Here is a 21,763-nt window from a genome sequence, read left to right on the forward strand (position 1 = left end):
GAAGCAAAGGCGCAAAGGAAGAAAGAAATGGTTTTTAATTTTGAGAAAAGTTATATGAGTCCTCTGGAGTATTTGGAATGGGAGGAACAACAGGATATTAAATATGAATATATCAATGGTGAAGTTTTTGCTATGACTGGGGGAACTATTCCCCATACTACTATTGCTTTAAATTTGGCTTCTGGGTTAAAAAATCATTTGCGGGGTGGTAATTGTCGTCCTTTTATGGCAGATGCTAAAGTGGGTATATCGCAAAATGGTCCGTTTCATTATCCTGATGTCATGGTAAGTTGTGATGAACGGGATAAACAAGCTATTAAGTTTATTCAATTTCCTTGCTTAATTGTTGAGGTGCTTTCTCCTAGTACGGAAGCTTATGATAGGGGGGGAAAGTTTCAGCAGTATAGACGGATTGAATCTTTGCAAGAATATGTTTTAATTAGTGCTGATAAAATCGGTTTGGATTGTTTTCGGTTGAATGATAGGGGTTTATGGGAGTTACATCCTTTTGTTGAAGGTGATAATGTACATTTAGTTAGTGTTGATTTTACTTTTCCTCTTTCTTTGGTTTATGAGGATGTTTTTTGATTTTTTGTTTCGCGCAGAGACGCTAAAGAGCAAAGACGCAAAGAAGAAGATAAGATTGTGGTATTAGTAAGTTAGCTTTGGTTTATGATGTTAAGGGTGTATATTTTATAATTATGGCTGCAAATAGAATCAAAATTGCTCAAGATAAGGCTGAGTTGGTGAAGTCGTTAGTAGCTTCCAAAGATACAAGTGGGATTTTTCAGACTTATGTAGAAGTGATGGTATTTGCAGCATCATTAGGAGTCAAGTATAAAAAGCGAGTTCCGTTAGAAGGAAGTTCTAAGGATTTATCCCCTTTACGACAGGATTATTTTCCTAGTAGCTTCACTATGCTAATTAATTTATTAGCTATCACCGAAATACAAGATATAAAAATTTTAGGTGATGATGAAACATCTGATGATCAACGTATTCATACTTTTGAAGAATATGCTAATGGTGGACTAGAAATATTACAAAATGAGTTGAGAGGTGCGGTAGATTATTCAGAACGAATTTTATTATTTCTCAAGTATCAAAAAATAAATACTCATGAAGAAACGGAGGAATTTGATTTAAGTAAATTCCTCTCCTAAGCCTTTTCTAAAGTAAATAGTTAATCATTCATACCCATCCCAATTTATTTTTTACTGCCTTTACTGCGTCTGTAACAGCACCAGCAGTCGCTGATATTTTATAAGGCTTGCTTGAATTTTTGGGTTGGGATTCAATTCTAACTATATTATCTCTCCAAACTTCATCTTCTCTTGACCAGTTTAAACTTGCTAGTTGAGAAATTTTTTCTGAATCAAAATAATTTTCTTCAGCATCATAAGACCAGTATAGTAAGCGACCTAAAACTTCTAATCCTACACTTACACCCAATAAACAATCGTCTTTAAATGCAGCAACTTCATCATTTGTTAATTCAGATACACTGAGTGAAGCTATATATTCTGTATTACTACATTCTGAGAAAAACTGATTTAGGCAAGTAACCAAAGTATCAGATGTGCTATCTACATCTATCTCTTTTAATTGGTTCATCATATCATTACTAAATACACAACTTACAAATTTAGCGATGTAGTTCATTGTGTAAATTAGATTATTTTTAGTTGAAGGTGATGCTTTAATTTTCTCTGTTTTCCCCTTAAATAATGACACCCGGCTTACTAACTCTTTACTAATGCCGACTCTACCAGAAAATTCACCAAATGACAGCAATAAAGATTTATCAAGCTGTCTAGTTTGTGCCATATCTCTAAAATCTGCCTGACACTGTTGAAAATCTCCTTCTAAAACTAAAGTTATTGAAAAATTGTCATCTTTAATTAAGTAACTATCAGCACTTTCTATTAATTCATGAATTGCACGTTTTCGATGTTGTCCATCAGTAATGTCTAGCTTCACTCCTCTGCGAATAACAACTAAGCCAAAATCTCTATCAAATTCTAAAAAAGTGATCTCTTTTGGGGAAACATTTGCTGTTAATGTTCCCACAATCCAAGGTTTTTGTTTTTTAGCACGTTCGATAATGTATTTTTTAATTTCTTCTGCATGGCCTTTAACTTCTGGACGATTCTTACCAGAATCAGGATCATTACCACTTGAAGGTTTAGCTTGCAAAAGTCCAGAAAAGTCACCAGCAGGGACATTAATTTGTAGCATAGTCCTGTTTCCATGTGTCAATCTCAGTCCTAAATAGCACCTATCACGATGGTATTTAGAGAAGAATGGAGCTATAAATGAGCTAAACTGAGCTTTCACTTCAGGAGTAATATCGTTGTTGTTTTCTTCGTTCAATTGAGTCATATAAATGTTGATACACTTAGCGATGTTAAAAAACATAGTAAACAAGATCGGTGGTATTGAACATCCGTAAAAACCACAGAGTGATATTACTCGCTAACTTGTCTAACTCAGTATAACTGGAAGTCCTACATCCTGGGGTTTTACCAACTTTCCATCAAAACCTATAGTTTGTTCCTCCATTGTCCTAGCATTAGCTAAAGCTTTACGTAAAGCCGTAACTTCCATTTTTTCAGTCATTCCTCCCAACATATAAATAAATAACTTCACAGCTAAATCTTTTCCTACTACCTGTACCCGCTTTTTATTGGGGTCATATAAAACCCCATACCATAAAGAGTGAGGATATTCCATACTACTAAAACCCCCTTGACGGTCAAATTTCTCCAACTTCTTAAAAATATCCGTCAAAGCAAAATCTTTTTTAAACACCAAAGTTCCCAAAGCTTGCGCTAAAGCAACTTGAGAAACTGGACGAAATAACATATTTCCCTCACCTCCGTCTTTTTCAAAATGGAAGCGCCGCAAAACAGTTGTATCTTCGTGTTCCAATATTTTATAACTGGGAAGATTAGCTAAATGATCAAAAAGTAGTCTAAAATCTGCAATTCCTTCCTGAATTTCTTCATTTTCTGGACGCATGGGAATTAACCCTTTTTCCAAAGGTTTCCAATGGGGGAACTTTTGCCCCAAATATCTTTCAGACATATCTTGTAAGGCTTGCAGAGTGGTTAAAACTGTAGAATTAGCGGCTACTGTGGCACTATTCCAATTAACACGGGGATTGCGATTTGGTTTTTGTTCTAAAAGTGGATGTGTAACGGCAATTTTTCGCGCTACAATAGCAAAACCATCATCTTCATTTAATTGTGCTAACTGACCTTTAGTTAAAGGTGCAGCCATCAAATTCACATGAACAAAAATTGATCTTACCCGTCGTTTTGCTTCTGTATGAGTTTCTCCAGTATTCACCGCACAAATAAATTCAATGCCAATTTTTTCTTTAGATAAACTTTGTAAATAAGCAGGTTCTACTTGATATTTCTCAATCAAATCAGATAAGGTAATAAAACTATCATCCGCAGTTTTATCCTTTTTATAACGTTGGAGTTTACCTGATTTAATTAACTCCATTAAACCTTGGACACCCATTAATCTATGCTGACCATCTAAAGCATAAATTGTCACATTGTCTTCAGAAATATTCAGTAAACCGACTTTACCATCTTTATCTAAAGGTATAAAATCAGTAGTCGCTTTTTTAGCCCGTCCTTGACTATCCCACTCCGCTGCTTTGGGGTTATCTACCCAAGGTTGATTAATTACCACCAACACAGCCGGAAATTTATGATTTTTCCTCGCTGCTAAATACTGTACTAACGGTGCTTGACGCGACCAATCAACAGGGCGTTGTTGAATTTCATCAATACTATCAGCGTCAATTTCAATATTCTCTGTCTCTGGGTTGTACTTTTTTTGCAGCAGGGGTAAACCAGACGCAAAATGTACCCGTCCCGCGAACCATTCCAATGTCACAGAACCTACATAAGCCTCCGTACCACCCATTTCTGTTTTTTGGACAAGAATTTGGTCTTTTTTCTCTAAAAACCTGTCTAGCAGTAAAGCTAATACCTGTTTATCCTGATTTTCCCGTTCTAAATACTCGTTAGCGAGTTGATTATTGAGTGTATCTGTATTATCATTCATGTTAATTTTTGAAAACTTGGTGACTAAATCTTGCTTTATTGTCCAAAAAGATGGATACTAGGGATGCGATTTTTAAAAATATGCTGCACGCATAGCTTAGATTTATTTATATACTAGATGATTTCATGCCCCCAAAGGGAAGTATTGATTCTATGTTCATGTATCCACAGGTAAGGGAAAATGACTACAACACAACAGCCAGAAAATAAAAATCAGCCGCATCGTACTGTACCAGAGTTAATCGAAGATATTCAAGCTTTGACTACAGAAATTCAAGAATTGTATTGTTTAGATCAGATACCTTGGATTATAGGTGTATCTTGGGGCAAAGATTCTAGTACAGTCTTGCAGCTTGTTTGGAATGCTATCTATTCACTTCCTCTAAATAAAAGAACTAAGACTATCTATGTTATTACAACTGATACAGGGGTAGAAAATCCTATAGTAGCCGCTTGGGTTCGTAAATCTATCAACAATATTCGGTTAGCTGCTCAAGAACAGAATATGCCAATTGAAGCGCATCTTCTAGAGCCAGTAGTTGAAGATTCTTTTTGGGTAAATCTTATTGGTAAAGGATACCCAGCACCTCGTAATCAGTTTCGTTGGTGTACTTCACGTTTAAAAATAAATCCGGCTAATCAATTTATTCGTCAAATAGTGAGGGCTAATGGTGAAACAATTCTTGTTTTAGGTACACGTAAAGCGGAAAGTTCCAAACGTGCAGCTACCATGAATAAACATCAGGTAGGTAGAGTTAGAGATAGGCTTAGTCCTAATGCAAGTTTACCAAATTCTCTAATTTATACCCCCGTTGAAGACTGGGGTAATAACGATGTTTGGATATACCTAAATCAATATAAAAATCCCTGGGGAGGAAATAATAAAGATTTATTTAATATGTATAGAGGAGCTACAGCAGATAATGAATGTCCTCTAGTTGTTGATACTTCTACACCTAGCTGTGGTGATTCTCGGTTTGGATGCTGGGTTTGTACATTGGTAAATAAAGATAAATCAATGGAGGCAATGATTCAAAATGATGAAGAAAAAGAGTGGATGCAGATACTACTAGATATTCGTAATGAATTAGATGTTAAAGATGATAGAGATAAAAGAGATTTTAGAAGAATTTGGGGACAAGTTCAATTATTTGAACGTGAAATAAAAGGAGAAAAAGATGTTGTACCAGTACCGGGTCCATATACAAAATATTGGCGAGAATATTGGTTGACAAAATTACTAAAAGCGCAAATACAAGTCCGGCAAACAGCACCTAAAAATATGGGTGATATTACTCTAATTAGTATGGAAGAATTAAGTGCTATCCGCCGAATATGGTTAGAAGACAAACACGAATTTGATGATAGTTTACCCCGTATATATGAAGAAGTTACAGGAGAAGTATTTAAAGATCCTCGTCCTGGTGCAGATCAAAGCATACTTGGTAGTGATGAATGGGGAGTATTAGAAGAAATCTGTGAAGGTGACGGAATGCACCTAGAATTAATGGCCAGACTATTAGATACAGAAAGACAATTCAAGAAAAAAACTCGCCGTGTGGGTATCTACGAAAGCCTAGAAAAATGCTTTGATACAAGTTCCCGTTCACCAGAACAAGCGATCGCAAATGCCCATTTAAAACGGGATTTACGACAAGCAGCATTAGAAGGTGATGTTGCGACAATTCGGGAAAAATTCAAACAATTAAGTTTAGGAGATACCGCCGAAAAACAAGAGAGTAAACCACAAACTTGGGCTAACTTCAAATATGCACAAAAGAACCCAGATGATAACCCAGACCAATAGAATATCCTCCCCACCCTCGTTCCTAGCCTCTGGCTGGGAATGCCAATCTTGAGGTTCTACCTCAACTCATTATAACCGAGGCAGAGCCTCTTGACAGCATTCCCTGTCAGAGACAGGGAACGAGATAAATATCTCCCTTCTCTCTTTCTCTGTGTCCTCTGTGCCTCTGTGGTTCGTTTAAAAAAACTAGAATACCCAACCCAAAAACCCATGATCTTCCTAGAATTAGTCCTGCAAAACTTCGGTCCTTATGCTGGTAAACAAATCATCAACCTCAACCCCCAAATTGACGAAGACAACACCCGCCCAATTATTTTATTAGGGGGAATGAATGGCGGCGGAAAAACCACCCTTATGGATGCCATTCGCCTAGCATTATATGGACAACGCGCCCAATGTTCAACCAGGGGAAATTTGAGTTATAGTGATTTTCTCACCCAATGCGTGAATAGTAAAAGTACCCCCACAGAAAAAACCAGAATAGAATTAGTTTTTGAACATATCGAAGAAGATAGACCAATAAAATATCGGGTTGTGCGGACTTGGGAAAAAAATCCTAAAGATGGAAAAGACCATTTAGGAATATTAGGAGATGATGAAACATGGCCAATTGATTCATTAGTAAATATTTGGGATGAATATATAGAAAATATTTTACCTTTAGGTATTTCTAATTTATTTCTCTTTGACGGTGAACAAGTTAAAGAACTTGCAGAACAGGAAATACCCCCGCCCATAGTTGTAGATGCGATTAACGGACTTTTGGGTTTAGAATTAGCCGATAAATTAGCAATTGATTTAGAAATATTAGTAAATCGTAAAAGACGAGAATTTGCAGATACTAAAGATTTAGCAAAATTAGAAGTAATTGAAACCCGAATCCATGAAAAACAGGAAGAATACAAAAACAATCAGATAAAACTAGCAGATATAAATACTCAAGTTACAGAATTAGAAAAAGTTCATGAAGAGGCTTTAGACAGATTTGTGAATGAAGGTGGTAAAATTGCTGCTGAACGTAGTCAGTTAGAACAACAAAAGGAAGAGAAAATTAAAGTTGCTAATAACGTTCGTGAATCTTTGTGTGAACTAGCTGCTGATGTTTTACCTTTAGCCTTAATTAGTCCTTTATTATCTCAAGTGCAAAGACAGGGAGAAAAAGAACTGAAAACTCAACAAATTCAATTAGCGAAAGATGTCTTAATTGCTAGAGATGAAAGATTACTAAATTGGCTACAACAATTAAATCTGGAAAATAATAAAGTTACTAATATTCAATCTTTTTTAGCTGAAGATATCAATAACTTATATACTAATAACTTATCAACAGAAAATACTTGGTTAAATGGAGATGAAGAAAGTTTAAGTTTACTTGACAATATAACCTATCGTTTACAAGTTTCCCAAAATAACGCCCAAAAGCAATTAGATGAATTAACTAATTATGAAGAAGAAATCCTCACCTTAGAAAGACAAGTACAAACTGCGGCTGCACCCGAAGAATATACAAAACTACAAAAAGCAGTAAAAGAAGCACAAACTGAATTTAATAAAATTAAATCTCAGTCAGACATAATGACTCAAAAACTGATAGAATTAGATACAGAAACCAAAAAATTGAGACAAGAACTAAATGAATATACTGTACAAAATATCAAATATCAAAATAGTGAACATATTATTGATTCTGCATTAAAAGTTCAACAAACATTAAAAGTATTTCGAGAAAGATTGACTTTGAGAAAATTAAATAAATTAGAAGAAGAAGTCAAAAACTGTTTTCTATATTTATTACACAAATCAGACTTAGTACATCGCATAGCTATTGATAGTAAAACCTTCGGCTTATCATTATATGATTTAAACGGAAAACAAGTCCCCAAACATCGGCTTTCCGCCGGTGAAAAACAACTATTAGCGATCGCATTTTTGTGGGGATTAGCCAAAGTATCAGGAAGACGCTTACCCATAGCCATAGACACCCCATTAGGAAGACTCGACTCCTCCCACCGAAACAACCTAGTAGAAAGATACTTTCCCTCAGCCAGCCATCAAGTAATCCTCCTTTCCACCGACACCGAAATCGGCAAAAAAGAATATCAAAACCTGCAAGAAACCGAAGCCATAGCCCGCGAATACCTACTCCAATATAACTCCAACAAAAGAGAAACCACAATAAAACCTGGTTATTTTTGGTAAAATGTTATTTAGTATTTCATGGATTTAAATATGACAATTCCTCTACTACCAACTTTACATAATTTACCTGCTACCTTACCCTTAGAAGGTGCTGTCACAATCGAGTTACAAGAAGGAACACCTATCTTTCGTGCTTCTAGTAATGTCCAGAATCGCATTGAAACATTACTTTTTAAACAACAAAATTCTCAACTCACACCAGAAGAAGAAAACGAATTAAATAGTTATGAAGAAATAGATGATTATCTGAGTTTTCTAAATCGCATAGTCCGTAATCTAGCCCAAAATCAAAATAAACAAACTATATAAAATTAGCAAAATTCAAACTTTTGATTTATTTCTTCCTTTGCGTCTTTGCGCCTTTGCGTGAGACTTAAATTTATTATCACCAATCACCAAAATGGAATCACCAATAGAAAGAATCAAACTTTCCCAAACAGCCAAAGAACAACTCCTAAAACTCAAACGCAGCACCAAAATCGAACAATGGAACATATTATGCCGGTGGGCGTTTTGTCGTTCCCTTGCAGAAGCCGCCGCACCTTCCCCCGTACCTATTCCCCAAGATAGTAACGTCGAACTGACATGGCGGGTTTTTGGCGGAGAAATGTCCGATATTTTGCTTTTAGCACTCAAACAACGCTGCTACAACGACGGATTAGATACCGATAGAGAAACCCTAATTACGCAATTTCGCTTACATTTACATCGCGGTATTGGTTATCTAGCTGGAGATCAGAATATTAAGAAAATTGAAGATTTAATTGAACTAGCCACAAAGAAAGTAAAATCCTGATTTTGCACTTCTTGTGCCAACATGGCAAGATTCTCTATGAAAGAAATTCAAGCACTCCGACAGGCATTCCAAAGCCAGAAAATGGGTGCTTTATTATTACTAGGTTTTGCATCAGGTTTACCACTATTCCTGACCAGTAGAACCCTACAACTATGGATGCAAGATGCCAAAGTTGATATTGCCAAAATCACCTTATTTGGGTTATTAAGTTTACCTTATTCCTTAAAATTCCTGTGGTCGCCCCTATTAGATAGATTTACACCACCATTGCTAGGTGGCAGAAGAGGGTGGTTAATTATTACCCAAATTGGGTTAGTATTAGCGATCGCTGCCCTTGCCATTCAACAACCAGCCCAAAGCGAGCAAATATTACAAATCCTCGCCATCAACTGCCTGATTATTACCTTCCTCAGTGCCACCCAGGATATCGCTGGTGATGCCTACCGTACCGACATTTTAAACCCCCTAGAGGCGCAGCCAGGGGCATCTGTGTGGGTATTAGGCTACCGGATCGCCCTATTTATTACCAGTTCCCTCGCCTTAGTCTTAGCAGATTACTTACCTTGGAATGTCGTATATTTGCTCATGGCAGTGATTATGGCGGGAAGTATATTTACTACTTTGTGGTCGCCCGCAGAACACAAACTACAAAATAAAACACAACTAGCCCCCATTTCTGGCAAAGACGTGATTTTTATAGTCATGATCACGTTACTAGTAGCAGGGTTAATAGCTGGCGTTTTTGTCGGCTTCATTCCCCAACCTATATTTTATTGGTTATTAGCAGGATTATTAGTAGCTTGGATAACTGCATCCGTATTATTACCAAACTCCCTATTAAATGAAGTTAGCGAAGATAGTCCGCCTGAAAACTTACAAACAGCTATTTTCCTACCCTTTAAAGAATTTTTTCACCGCTTTGGCATCAAACAAGCCAGCTTAACACTCAGTTTTATTCTCCTCTATAAACTAGGTGATTCCCTCGTCGGCATTACAGCCAACTTATTTTTACGAGAAATAGACTTTACAAAAACCGAAATCGGCGCAATCCAAGCAGGAATGGGATTTCTTGCCACCACCGTCGGCGTATTAGCTGGGGGTGTAATCATGACCAAAATTAACTTAAATCGCAGTTTGTGGGTATTTGGAGCGCTGCAATTACTCAGTAACTTGGGTTATTATGCCCTAGCTGTGGCTAATAAAAAAGATTATTCCCTACTAGTCATCGCCGTAAACATCGAAAACTTCTCTGCTGGATTAGTCACAGTCGCTACAGTTGCCTTTTTAATGAGTCTCTGTAACCACCGATTCACAACCACCCAGTTTGCTTTATTCTCCAGCCTCATGGCCATCAGTCGAGACGTACTTTCCGCCCCCGCAGGTAGTTGGGCTACAGCCACAGGTTGGCCGACATTTTTCTTACTCTCTCTTGTAGCGGCGTTACCTGGTTTGCTACTATTACCTATGGTTGCCCCTTGGCATCCCAAGGTATTAGCAGCCACCAGACCAGGACTAGAAGAAGATATATGGGAACACAAGTAGTTATTATTGTCGGTACATTAGTTCTAATAGTTACAGGTCTATTACTGGGCTATGTCCTCTCACAATTAGTTCTGCAAAATCTGGCTTTTAGTTTCCTCACACTCCTGGGAACTATCAGCCTGATCCTAATTTTTGGGACACTTTATTACGTCCTATTTTGGCAACTGCGACGCGAACCCCTGCAAGCACTCAATCCCAGCATCCCCAACCAACCAGATGAAGAAGTGACCGGCAACTACCTCAAAAATCGCCTCATCGCTAGATTATCTGGGGACGTAGCGGCAGCGGAAAGACTAATTGAACAAGCCAAACAAAACGTTCCGGGAATGCCCGAAAATTGGTACTGTGAAAAAGTCTTAAATGAATTAGACCAGGATCAGCCTTAATATTAGGGCAGAAAAAGACAAATTCATTTTGCTTAGTGCAAGTTGGCTAATTTATTGTTGAGAATTCGCTAGAATTAATACTGTTGCTATTTATTCATAAACAAAAACATGGCTATTTTTCGTCAATATATTGCCCCTTTGATTGCAGTGTTGATATTTACCCTGGCTTTGGTAGCAGTCAGCGCTCGCATCTTTTTACCCTCGGATATGGTAGCTCCCGCTCCCATTGGCATGATCATTAGGTAATTGAGGCATAAGTCTATTTTGAATTTCATTCCCGGCTATTCTCTTCGCCAAGGTTCTACCCTCGATAAAGCCCTCTTGGTCAAGTTCATGCAGCGCACTTACCAAGAACAATTCCCTGATCAAGACTTTTCCCACTTAGCACATACAGTTGAGCAATACTTCTGTCGTGATACCCCCCTATGGTGGGTCTATAAAGAGGTAGGGGAGGTGGGGGAGGTGGGGGAGGTAGGGGCGGTAGGGGAGGTGGGGGAGGTGGGGGAGGTGGGGGAGGTAGGGGAGGTAGGGGAGGTGGGGGAGGAAATTCTTCACCAATTACCAATCACCGATTACCAATCACCCGTAGCTTGTTTATGGGTGGGGAATGCTATAGATCAGGTTAGTGGCGATCGCCATCCGTACATCTTTCTCCTGTACGTCATCCCAGAATATAGGCGCAAAGGCATTGGTAAAGGATTAATGGCTTATGTAGAAAATTGGGCTACACAAAAACGTGATGTCTCCGGCAAGCCCAGCTATCGCCAAATTGGACTACAAGTATTTCTCTCCAACACACCCGCATTAAATCTTTATCATCAACTTGGTTATCAAGAACAATCCCTCTGGATGGTAAAATCACTCTAATTAGGGAACAGGGAACAGGTTACAGTTGAATAATTATGTACGACGAATACGAACTAAGCCTACTCGATGCTGAAGTTGAGCTAGAAAGCCCATTAGATAAAATAGAACCACTTACTGATGAGTCAGAAGTGGAAAAACCTGATGCGGAATTAATGCTGGTACTCTTAGAAAACACCCAGCCTCAACAACGGATGTTAGCAGCGCGTGCTTTTTGTGATATTCAAGATGAACGAGCAACACCTCATCTTATCCATCTTTTAACAGATAATTGTCCCCTAGTGCGAGTTAGTGCTGCTTATGGTATCGGACGTAACCCAGCCAAAGAAGCCGTAGAACCATTAATTATGCAACTCAACCGCGATTTTAATGGTTATGTTCGCAAAGGCATAGTCTGGGCTTTAGGTAATTGCCGCGATCGCCGTTCCTTAGCACCCCTCACTAATGCCCTGAGAACCGATATTCCCGCCGTCCGTCTCTGGGCAGCCAGCGCCCTAGCACAGATGACAGAAGTAGGTTATGAAGCCATCGTCGGCGCAATTCCCGCCCTAATTGAAGCCTTAGTTACAGACCCCATCGCCGCTGTACGAAGTAACTCCGCTTGGACAATTGGCCAGCTTTGTAAAGAACTACCATCTAACGTCGTCTATGCCACAGCTATAGACGCATTAATCCAAGCTTTTGCCGAAGATAAAGACTTAGGAGTGAGAGCAGACACCAAAGCCTCACTACTGGGCGTAGGAGATCCTCGTGGTTTACAATTAATCGAAACCCTAGAACAAGAAGGATGGTTTTAGCTTAAATACCATTCCTTTGACGCATATTTAATCTTCTTTCGCCAAAACGGATGAGTCGTTCAATAGCCAGAAGACGGTTTTCCCAAACTTTAACTTGATAGAGATTGGCTTGATTTTTCCCCGGTATCTGTGAAAATTGCAATTGAACCTGGTTGAGGGCTTTTCTGGCTGTAATTAAATTAAGAGCAGACGGTACAGATGCTAGTTGATTCAACGCATCTTTTAACTCCTGATCTAATTTCTCAAACTCAGCATTGGTGATTGCAGACTTATGTAACTGACTATTTTTTTCCACCACGCGCCATTCTCTCTGCAAAGCTGCATAACGAAACGCCGCCGTGCGAAAAGGTTGACGCTGGGGTATCGGTTCGTTTTTAATTCCTTGGGTACTATTAAATATTTGTTCTAGTTCAGGATGAAAATTTTCCGCTGCAAACAACGCATAACCGTTCACTGGCAAGTCTCGCAAAAGTTGCAATTGATCAAATGCACCCATAGTTGGTAATGACTTCAGACGGATTCCTGGAACTAATAGGGTAGCACCTAATTTTGTAGAAGTAATCCACGGTTGAGCTAATCCTTGAAACCGAGGTGTATCCAAAGCATAGGTCATCGGCACAATTAAATCTATATCTCCTCTTCTTGCCCATACTTCCCAATGTTGCTGAATTTTTTCTACGCGTTCATATTCTGGTAAGGGAAAAACAGCTACTGACAAAATCAGGGTGTTTCGTTTTTGTCGCAAGGTCTGTGATAATTCAGCCACAAAGCTATCCACCTTTTGGGTGCGGAATGCTGTCCATTGTTGCCACAAATCCCGTTGACTGGGAGAAATATCCAAGGGGTCAATACCAGTCTGCTGTTTAAATTGCTCCCTTGCAGCTTTACCATAACCATAGCTACGACCAACAAGAGAGTCTTGAAAAGGATAACGAATATAATCCAAATGAATACCATCTACTTGATAGCGAGTAACAATTTCGGTATATAATTTAGTTAAATATTCTCTTACCTGGGGATTAGCTGGATCTAAAAAAGGTTTAGTTTGACCAATGGGAATAATATTACCTCGATTGTCATAATTAGCCCAATCGGGATTTACGGCTAATACTGGTCCCAAATAATCAGGACTAACATTAATAATTTCATTATGACGGTTATTTCCAGCGGCGAATACCCACACCCAAGCGTGCAATTCCATTCCCCGTGCATGAGCTAGTTTCACCGCACTCTCTAGGGGGTCCCAGTCACGAATCAGGGGGTTTTGTTGAGGTGCTACCTGACTAGGATAAATGGGATAACTGGCATTGACGGTTTCCAAAAAAATGGTATTAATTCCGGCTTTTGCTAGTTTATCAAAAATTTTGGCTAATTCGACTTCATTGCCGGCTTTGACAATAGTGCCTCTATCTAACCACATTGCCCGAATTTCTGGTTGTGCTAATCGTTGATTGACGGGAAATTGCTGCCATAGATTTGCTTTAGCTTGTAACCATTTCTGTCTAACTGTTACATAGTTTTTTTGTTGAATTAATAAGGGGATACTTTTAACTGTTTCTCTCGCTTGTACTAATGTTTCTGCTAAGTTTGATGCTGATGTTTCTGGGTTGGAAGATGCTGTTTTGATTGATTCTGCTTTTTCCAGTGGGGAATTAGTGCCATTATTGTTGATATTTTTGGCAGAATTATAAGCTAATACTGCTATATGGGTACTTTCTAATCTACCAATCAGACTTTCTAATTCTTTTTGCAGGGCTATACCTTCTTTTTGATCAATCGGCTGATTAGAATTAGGTATAACATCTAAGCGGACATTTTCTTCTAGTTGATTAATTGGATCAATAAAATTTTCATTAGTAATTTTAGAAACTACTAATGATCCTGTATTTTTTGGATTTGGTTGTAATTGGGAAGTAACAGTTATTTTTGTAGCAGGTTTTAGCCGGGAAATAACTGTGGTTTTTTTAGCAATCTTTTTAGCAGGTTTTACATGAGAATTAATAGTGGTTTTTTTAAGAGGTTTGGATTGGGAGGTAAGGGTGCTTTTTTTGAAGATTTTTTTGGTGGGTTTTAACTTGGAGGTAGCAATGGGTTTTTTGGTAATTTTTTTAGGAGGTGGGGATTCGGAAACAATCGGTAATTTTTCTAGAATTTGCGGTTGCGTGGGTTCAGTAGCTATTGTTGGCTGACAGTTTGAAGCAGGATTTGTAAGTTTACTTTTGCTATTAACTGGTAATCTTAAATAACGATTTAAGGATGCTTTTAACCAAGCAATGTCTAATCCTACAGATGTATCTTTTCCCCAATACCAACCTAATAAGGTAGATTTTTCAGTTGTTAATATTGCTGGTGGATGATCTTGGGAGTCCCAACTTACAGGAGTTTGACTAGTAGAATTATTAGGAATAATCACACCACCTCGAATTGCACCAAATAATTCTTTTTGATTTATCCAATCAGGAATATTCGTATTTGTGGGTTGCAAATTTTCAATGGTGTTGAAGCTAAATCCCCAATAACCTCCTAGAAGTTTTCGTAATAATTGACGAACTCCTGGTGTGGATAAATTACCCACTGGTCCACTAGCTATTAAATATCCACCTTGACTTACCCATTGATCTAAGGCGATCGCCTGTTCCGTTGTCAATACCTCTACATTGGGCAAAAATAATACCGATGGTTTACCCCAATCAGTCTTATCTTTAACTTGACTCAGCGGAATCACACAATATTTCACATTTAGCTTCTGTAAGCGGTTGCTAATTCTTTGCCATTCTTCAGGATTATTCTGGCTATTAACTACACTGAATACAGGAGAATCATTAATAGCTTTTACAGGCAATACTCCCCAGATATTAAACAGGAACAAGTTAATATTTAAAATAACGAATCCGACTGTCTTTTTATTCATTAGTCAGTTGTCAGTTGTTATACTCAACACGGCTTATTCATTTGATTCGGTGGGTAAGGGTTTAGCAGTGCTAAACCCCTACAAATCTAGGTTTTTCGTAATTTCGTAAAAGTCCATGTCCTAACCGTGTTTAGTATAAGTAGGTTGGCGTTGAAAATTATCGTTATAGCAAGGCAAGAGGCAAGAGGCAAGAGTAAAGAAGTTTTCAGCGATTTTACGTTTCTTTACACAGTTTGGTTTTATTGTGTTCACCTACTTAGTTGTTAGTTGCTAAGGATAGGAAAGAATTTTGTTAATTATTAGTCCGCTTGAAGACAAGTATTGATTAATTCCTCAACTCCCGCTACAGGGAAAATACTGACATTTAATTTTTGAGATACTTCTGCAACCGTCATATCATCTAAAAATACCAATTCTCCATGCTTCAGCATGACGCTAGGTAATAAAATTCCCTCTCCTAAATCTTGCCCTTTTAAGTTTAAAAGTAAATCATGTCCGGTTAATAAACCAGTCACACTGATACTTTGTCCCCAATAATCGCTAGATAAAGCTCGCATATTCACTTCTAAACCCGTGACAGTATTTAACTGTTCTACCAAGGGTTGAAATGCTGTTTCCACTGCATTACCGACAACCCAAGTTAATCTGCGTTGATTGGTAATTTTTGGTGGTAATAACTCAGTTGCAGTTTGGGTAAACTGTTTAATAAATAAGCGAATTGAACCTACACCATTATCAATTTGCGGATATTCTTCATATTCAGCTTCAGTAGGTAATTCCTCCCCAGCAATTAAAAACCATTCATCAGCTAACCAGACGACACTAGAATTATATTCTTGGCGAAATTCCTGGGAGAGTAATTTAACTTGATAGATTACCTCTTGGGCTTTTTCCCGCGTCACAGGTATGAGTTCATCTTCCTGGGGACGAAACCGCGTCAAACCCACCGGGACAACTGCTATTGATGCTACCGTTGGTAATTCTCCAGTATGAAAAGATGTTAAATCCCGCAATGTCCTCTCTAAATGTTCACCATCATTTATACCAGGACAGACAACAACTTGAGCATGAATTTGCAATCTTCGTTCTTGAAACCATTTAATTTGTGATAATATTTCCCCGGCACGATTATTTTTTAAAAGTCTAATTCTCACATCTGGTTCCGTGGAATGCACGGAAACATAGAGAGGTGATAACCGCATTTGTTCAATTCTTTGCCATTCTCTCGCGGTTAAATTCGTTAAAGTTAGATAAGAACCATATAAAAAGCTTAGGCGATAATCATCATCTTTTAAATATAAACTAGTTCGTTTTCCTGGTGGTTGTTGATCAATAAAGCAAAAGGGACAACGGTTATTGCACTGAATCAACCCATCAAATAAAGCTGTAGCAAATTCCAGTCCTAAATCATCATCATAATCCTTTTCAATTTCGACATGATGGGTTTTCCCCGTCGCATCTAAAACTTCTAATTCGAGAATTTCATCAGCACATAAAAATTGATAATCAATTAAATCACGGGGTTGTGTGCCATTAATAGCCACAATCGCATCACCGGCTGTAAAGCCAATTTCCTCCGCAATTGAGTCAGGTAGCACCTTGGTAATTTTCGCAGGTTGAATGGTAGTCATTAGTCAGTTGTCAGTTGTCAGTTCTCAGTTGTCAGGAAAGGTTGGAGGACAGAAGGAATTTATTTGGAAGTCCCTTGTCCCCTATTTTCCAGATTTTAACTACTCTAACTATTTTTTAACATTCCCGCAGCGATCGCACTTAATATTGTTGCTCCAAATGCCAACCGATACCAAACAAATATCCAAGTATTCTTGGTTTGCAGATAACGCAACAGCCAAGCAATAGAGATATAAGAAAAAACAAACGCAGATAATGTCCCTACACCTACCACAACTAGGTCAATTTTCCCCAATGCCTCCTTCAAAAACTGATACACGGTAGCAAGTGTTAAAGTCGGAATACCTAAAAGAAAAGAAAATCTAGCGGCTGTTTGCCTTTCTAAGCCGAGAAACAAGGCTGTAGTTAAAGTTGAACCCGAACGAGACGCACCAGGGGCTAAAGCCATCATTTGTCCGATCCCAATCAACAAACCATCACGAATTGTTAGGGTGCTAAAATCTCGCTTATGACTGCCCAGTTTTTCCGATGCACCTAATAACAGCGACATAACAATTGATACTATTGCAATAGAAGTCATACTGTTAATAGCTGAATCTTCGCTATTTAATGCTTTTTTCAGGACAAATCCGCCGATTACAGCAGGTAAAGTTCCTATAGCTATGCCTACTAACAATTTCCATTCTTCCTGTTCCCAGTCTTTTTGTTGAAAAGCCTTGAAACCTCCAGTTAATATCTGTTTAATATCTGTCCAAAAATAAATTAATACCGCTATGACACTACCAAATTGAATTGTTGCCAGAAAAGCTTTTGAACTCAATTCCTGCCAATGAAAAGCCTTGGTAAACACCTCTAAATGAGCCGTGCTGCTAATGGGTAAAAACTCTGTAATCCCTTGAACTATACCCAAAATAAAAGCCTGAAAAATTAACTGAATCAGATTCCCTTCCGGTACTCCTACCTGTAACAGTTGCCATGATAGTAAATTTATACTATTCACTTCTAAGATTGTTGTCATTAACAAAACTCCCAAAATCAATGCGTAATTCTAGCAAACTATCCAACTTTACTTGGTTGTTGTCAGTCTGTTTAGACAAAATCTTATCAGCGCAGTAAGTAGGTTGGCGTTGAAAATTGTCGTTATGGCAAGGCAAAAGGCAAGAGGCAAGAGTGAAGAAGTTTTCAGCGATTTTACGTTTCTTTACACAGTTTGGTTTTATTGTGTTCACCTACTTAACTCTTAAATAAACCATGCACCCAAATTACTTGTTTATCTCAGATTTTAACCATATTTTCAAATCATTAATATCTGTAAAATCTAATAATGTTTCTCCTAGCCTTTCTAATTGTTCTATGTTCAAACTTTTGATATTTTGAGTATAACTATCTTCCAGCTTTCCAAACCGTTTAGATAATATCCTTAGCAATAGGTTTGTTGCTGCATCTTTTTTACCTTCCTGTCTGCCTTCCTGTCTGCCTTCCTGTCTGCCTTCCTGTCTGCCTTCCTGTCTGCCTTCCTGTATCCCTTCCTGCTTTGCTTCTTGATATACCCGTGTTTGCTTAATATCACTCACTAAAAACATTGCTTCTATCTCCTGACGGCTTAATTGTGAAAATTTGGACAATAAAACAGTCTCCAACAACTCTATAATACCTTGTTTTTCTCTGTCATTATCAATCTCCGTCTTAGTTCTTGCCATAAGGGTTTTAACTAATTCCAGTGCTTGTGCTTCCTTACTAACAATTAACTCAATTAACCCCATACCAATTGAACCCGGTGGTAATTCATCTAAATAAATTCGTTTAATTCTCCCACTATTAATCAGTTCTTGTTGATAAGCAGTCAATTCTCCCACATCTAAACTCCGTTTCGGAAATAAAGCTACGGCTTGCCAATCTTGTACAGGTTTGAATTGATTGAGATAAATGTTGATTTCGGCGATTAATTCCCAGTAAAAATCTGGTTTTTGTTGAAATTGCACTTCCACAAAATAGATGGGTTTCTTCACACTATCTGCTGTGAAAATTCCATCAAATCGAAATGCTTTTTCTTTCACTTCCACAGAAGTAAATTTATAATCTGTGGCATTTTCTGTAGGTTCTCCCAGGATTTCAAATAATAGGGTGTGGAAAGTGAGGAAGATTTGGTAGAATATCGTGTCTGTGTGCATTATTCCTGATTTTAATATTTCTTATATTACAAAAAAAAGGGAACAGGGAACAGGGAACGGGGGAAAGAGGGAATATTTTGCCATAATATTCAAAATATGGCTCATTTCTTATACATGGCAAGCTTTATGAGATTTTTTGTTCAGATTTTGCATATTATGTACTGGCGTTGCTGATTAAGGGTATGAATTTTAGTCTCACGCAAAGGCGCAATCACGCTTCGTGATCTCGAAGAGTAGACGCACTGAGGTTTGAGTTTTAAAGGTTCAATTTGGGAATTTCATACCTCAATATGGCTACGCCTATGTACTCAAGAGCCTAAAAAACTAAAGTTTCAGAGTTTAGATCTTCAGTCAAAAAAGAGATGTTTTTACAAGATGCGTAGCAGGAAAAAAACAGTATCATTATTTCAATCTCATGTTTTTAAACATGAGTTTTTTCTGTTCCCTGTTTCCTGTTCCCTGTTAAGAGTTCCCTGCCCTCACAGACAACTTTTATGGCTTACGCTACGCTATCAGCAAACCGTAAGATACAAGATAACGTCTTGGTATTTTGGCTATGAAGACAAATATGATTTTTTTATTTCCCTAGTTCTGGAATTTATATGGGAAATAATTATCTTGATAAATAAAAGCTTTATATATGGGCGCACACTTCCCTTACTTTAACATAAGTATAGCAAAAACTCGGAACACTGTCAAGCCCCCTAGCTGAAATCACCAAAAATCGTTTGATTATTGATAAAATTCTCATTATTATTGAGAATAGACCCCCAATAATTGAGAAAGTCCTTTTTTACTAGAATCCTATACAAATAACTTATAATTCAATCACAAAATTCGCAATTTCTCTGATTAATCTGGTCATTTATCAATACCAAGTCACCAAAGTGATCACTTCTGAAAACTTAGCCAAGGTCATGGTCATATTCCTTTGCCGATTGAGTGCATACCTCTATAAATATCATGTATAATCAAGATGCCCCCCTGGGGGATTTTCAGTTATGATATTGTGAAATAAGTAAAGTTTAGTAACAAATATTAAAAACTTTGATTAATCATACATTCTCTGCCTACACAGCTACTAACCCCACTGTAGATATCAATCACAGCCTGAAAAATCATCATTTACCAAATTTTCTATCTTCCCGACAAAATTGGTTAATATTTTTAGCATCAGTATTCTTAGTATCAGTACCAGTGTTCATAGAAGCTCCATTGGTGCGATCTTCTCCCATTCTTAGTGTATTAATGACAAGCTTTTGGGTATGGATCAGTATGAGATTAATGTCACGTCCCCAAACCTACCTGTGGGGAGATTTACTCTTTGGCTTTAGCTGGACTTGGTTAACAGGAGCGATTTATTGGGGTTGGTTAAGATATGAACCAATCTGGCATATACCAATAGAAGCATTAGGATTACCTTTTGCTGTGTGGTGTTTAGCGAAAAATTGGGGTAAGGTTGGCAATTGGTTTTACCTCGGTTCTTTACTAGGAACGGTTTTAACCGATATTTATTTTTATTTGGTGGATTTAATGCCTTATTGGCGACAAATTATGAGAACAGATCCATCAGGTGCTTCACAAATCTTACAAAATGCCCTAGCACAAGTCCAAACCCCTTGGGGAGAAGGCTGGGCAGTCATTCTTGCCCTGATGCTGATGACAGTAGGAACAGTCTCTTTACTCCATAAGCAATCCCATTGGTATGCCTTTGGGGGGGCGGTTTTGAGTACAATTCTAGTAGACAGTCTCTTCTTGTTAGCAGCAGTCCTGGCGTGAAATTCCCATCAATTCAGGTAAACACCGAAAAATGGGCGCAAAGGTGCTATGAGGTCAGATTTTTGGCAAAAGTCAAATCAAACCAAATAGTCGTAAATATTATGGATATTGATACGCTGTATATTAGTTTTTGATGACTGTTGTGCAAGCTCTCAAGCTTAAACCATGAAGAAGCTAGGATCAAGTTAGAAAAGAAACTGCTCTAACACCCTTAAACTTCCGGCTTATGCCCTACAGTTCATAGCTTTTGGCTGCAAAATTTTATTATTCCTGGAAAAAAAGAGGTAAAAATCGTGAAAGGATTGGTGCGTTTATTTACTGTGTTTACATTGTTGCTAGGTTGCTGGGGAATACTGGGAACTACCCAGACAGCCCAAGCTGTTAGTTTCAATAGCTTTCTGGGAAATCAAGTTCCAGTTTTAGCGATCGCTCGTCAAAATAGAGCAGATCAGAAGCTAGGAACAGAGTTTGGTAAGAAAATTGATTTGAACAATACCAATATCGCTGCTTTCCAACAATATCCAGGACTGTATCCTACATTGGCGAAAAAGATCATCGCTAATGCTCCCTACGAAAAAGTAGAAGATGTATTAAATCTACCAGGATTGAGCGATCGCCAAAAAGAACGTTTGCAAGCTAACTTGGATAATTTCACCGTGACAGAATTGGAGCCTAACTTCAACGAAGGCGACGATCGCATTAACAACGGTATCTACAGATAACTAAGGATTGGGGATTGGGGACTGGGGACTGGGGACTGGGAATTGAAAACATATTCCCAATTACCCATACCCTAA

At 38.0% G+C, this 21,763-nt stretch carries 19 protein-coding genes; 13 read left to right on the forward strand and 6 right to left on the reverse strand.

The genetic code is table 11. The features are described from left to right. Nucleotides 1-27: 27 nt before the first annotated feature. On the forward strand, nt 28-588 hold the full coding sequence (locus HEQ36_RS06990; RefSeq protein ID WP_168635570.1) for a Uma2 family endonuclease: 561 nt from the start codon (nt 28-30) through the stop codon (nt 586-588). Nucleotides 589-701: 113 nt separating this feature from the next. Next, complete coding sequence (locus HEQ36_RS06995; RefSeq protein WP_168635571.1) at nt 702-1,163, forward strand: DNA phosphorothioation-associated protein 4; 462 nt, start codon at nt 702-704, stop codon at nt 1,161-1,163. 28 nt (nt 1,164-1,191) lie between these two features. Here the strand turns inward: HEQ36_RS06995 and HEQ36_RS07000 are convergent, their stop codons facing one another. Together HEQ36_RS07000 and HEQ36_RS07005 are read right to left on the reverse strand one after the other, a co-directional pair. Further along, a complete protein-coding gene (locus tag HEQ36_RS07000) occupies nt 1,192-2,382 on the reverse strand; it encodes a DNA sulfur modification protein DndB (protein WP_168635572.1) in 1,191 nt (396 codons plus the stop codon). 102 nt (nt 2,383-2,484) lie between these two features. Next, nucleotides 2,485-4,086, reverse strand: a complete 1,602-nt coding sequence (locus HEQ36_RS07005) for a DGQHR domain-containing protein (RefSeq protein ID WP_168635573.1) — start codon at nt 4,084-4,086, stop codon at nt 2,485-2,487. A gap of 180 nt (nt 4,087-4,266) precedes the next feature. On the opposite strand from HEQ36_RS07005, the gene dndC reads away from it, so the two are divergent. The 9 genes from dndC (at nt 4,267) to HEQ36_RS07050 (ending at nt 12,476) form a co-directional block, all read left to right on the forward strand. Further along, nucleotides 4,267-5,892, forward strand: coding sequence for a DNA phosphorothioation system sulfurtransferase DndC (gene dndC, locus HEQ36_RS07010; RefSeq protein ID WP_168635574.1), 1,626 nt, complete (start codon nt 4,267-4,269; stop codon nt 5,890-5,892). A gap of 210 nt (nt 5,893-6,102) precedes the next feature. Beyond that, a complete protein-coding gene (dndD, locus tag HEQ36_RS07015; protein WP_168635717.1) occupies nt 6,103-8,091 on the forward strand; it encodes a DNA sulfur modification protein DndD in 1,989 nt (662 codons plus the stop codon). 30 nt (nt 8,092-8,121) lie between these two features. After that, nucleotides 8,122-8,400, forward strand: a complete 279-nt coding sequence (locus HEQ36_RS07020; protein ID WP_168635575.1) for a hypothetical protein — start codon at nt 8,122-8,124, stop codon at nt 8,398-8,400. Between the two features lie 91 nt (nt 8,401-8,491). Further along, nucleotides 8,492-8,887: a DNA sulfur modification protein DndE gene (gene dndE, locus HEQ36_RS07025; RefSeq protein WP_168635576.1), complete on the forward strand. Its 396-nt coding sequence runs from the start codon at nt 8,492-8,494 to the stop codon at nt 8,885-8,887. 36 nt (nt 8,888-8,923) lie between these two features. Next, the gene (locus tag HEQ36_RS07030) at nt 8,924-10,429 is read left to right on the forward strand and encodes an AmpG family muropeptide MFS transporter (RefSeq protein WP_168635577.1); all 1,506 of its coding nucleotides are present in this window, start codon (nt 8,924-8,926) and stop codon (nt 10,427-10,429) included. Further along, nucleotides 10,414-10,815, forward strand: coding sequence for an ABC transporter permease (locus tag HEQ36_RS07035; protein ID WP_168635578.1), 402 nt, complete (start codon nt 10,414-10,416; stop codon nt 10,813-10,815). The genes HEQ36_RS07030 and HEQ36_RS07035 overlap by 16 nt, the downstream gene beginning before the upstream one ends. A gap of 108 nt (nt 10,816-10,923) precedes the next feature. Then, nucleotides 10,924-11,061 (forward strand): hypothetical protein, encoded by a 138-nt coding sequence (locus HEQ36_RS07040; RefSeq protein ID WP_168466401.1) that lies wholly within the window; start codon nt 10,924-10,926, stop codon nt 11,059-11,061. Between the two features lie 18 nt (nt 11,062-11,079). After that, complete coding sequence (locus HEQ36_RS07045) at nt 11,080-11,682, forward strand: N-acetyltransferase (protein ID WP_290707151.1); 603 nt, start codon at nt 11,080-11,082, stop codon at nt 11,680-11,682. Between the two features lie 35 nt (nt 11,683-11,717). After that, a complete protein-coding gene (locus tag HEQ36_RS07050; RefSeq protein ID WP_039204618.1) occupies nt 11,718-12,476 on the forward strand; it encodes a HEAT repeat domain-containing protein in 759 nt (252 codons plus the stop codon). 1 nt (nt 12,477) lies between these two features. Here HEQ36_RS07050 and HEQ36_RS07055 read toward each other — a convergent pair whose 3' ends face one another. The 4 genes from HEQ36_RS07055 to HEQ36_RS07070 all read right to left on the reverse strand — a co-directional run bounded on the left by HEQ36_RS07055 (nt 12,478) and on the right by HEQ36_RS07070 (nt 19,187). Then, nucleotides 12,478-15,387 carry a family 10 glycosylhydrolase gene (locus tag HEQ36_RS07055; RefSeq protein WP_168635579.1) on the reverse strand — a complete coding sequence of 970 codons (2,910 nt, stop codon included), beginning with the start codon at nt 15,385-15,387 and terminating at the stop codon, nt 12,478-12,480. A 299-nt stretch (nt 15,388-15,686) separates the two neighbouring features. Further along, the gene (locus HEQ36_RS07060; RefSeq protein WP_039204619.1) at nt 15,687-17,018 is read right to left on the reverse strand and encodes a TIGR03279 family radical SAM protein; all 1,332 of its coding nucleotides are present in this window, start codon (nt 17,016-17,018) and stop codon (nt 15,687-15,689) included. A gap of 104 nt (nt 17,019-17,122) precedes the next feature. Then, on the reverse strand, nt 17,123-18,034 hold the full coding sequence (locus HEQ36_RS07065) for an undecaprenyl-diphosphate phosphatase (RefSeq protein WP_168635580.1): 912 nt from the start codon (nt 18,032-18,034) through the stop codon (nt 17,123-17,125). Nucleotides 18,035-18,278: 244 nt separating this feature from the next. Beyond that, a complete protein-coding gene (locus tag HEQ36_RS07070; protein WP_168635581.1) occupies nt 18,279-19,187 on the reverse strand; it encodes an Rpn family recombination-promoting nuclease/putative transposase in 909 nt (302 codons plus the stop codon). A 1,047-nt stretch (nt 19,188-20,234) separates the two neighbouring features. Between HEQ36_RS07070 and HEQ36_RS07075 the strand changes: the two genes are divergently transcribed. Both HEQ36_RS07075 and psbU read left to right on the forward strand, forming a co-directional pair. Beyond that, the gene (locus HEQ36_RS07075; protein WP_168635582.1) at nt 20,235-20,966 is read left to right on the forward strand and encodes a DUF3120 domain-containing protein; all 732 of its coding nucleotides are present in this window, start codon (nt 20,235-20,237) and stop codon (nt 20,964-20,966) included. Nucleotides 20,967-21,259: 293 nt separating this feature from the next. Continuing rightward, nucleotides 21,260-21,688 (forward strand): photosystem II complex extrinsic protein PsbU, encoded by a 429-nt coding sequence (gene psbU, locus HEQ36_RS07080; RefSeq protein WP_168635583.1) that lies wholly within the window; start codon nt 21,260-21,262, stop codon nt 21,686-21,688. Nucleotides 21,689-21,763: the final 75 nt, after the last annotated feature.

The sequence above is a fragment of the Anabaena sp. 54 genome, from assembly GCF_017355725.1.
Classification (GTDB): Bacteria; Cyanobacteriota; Cyanobacteriia; order Cyanobacteriales; family Nostocaceae; genus Dolichospermum; species Dolichospermum heterosporum.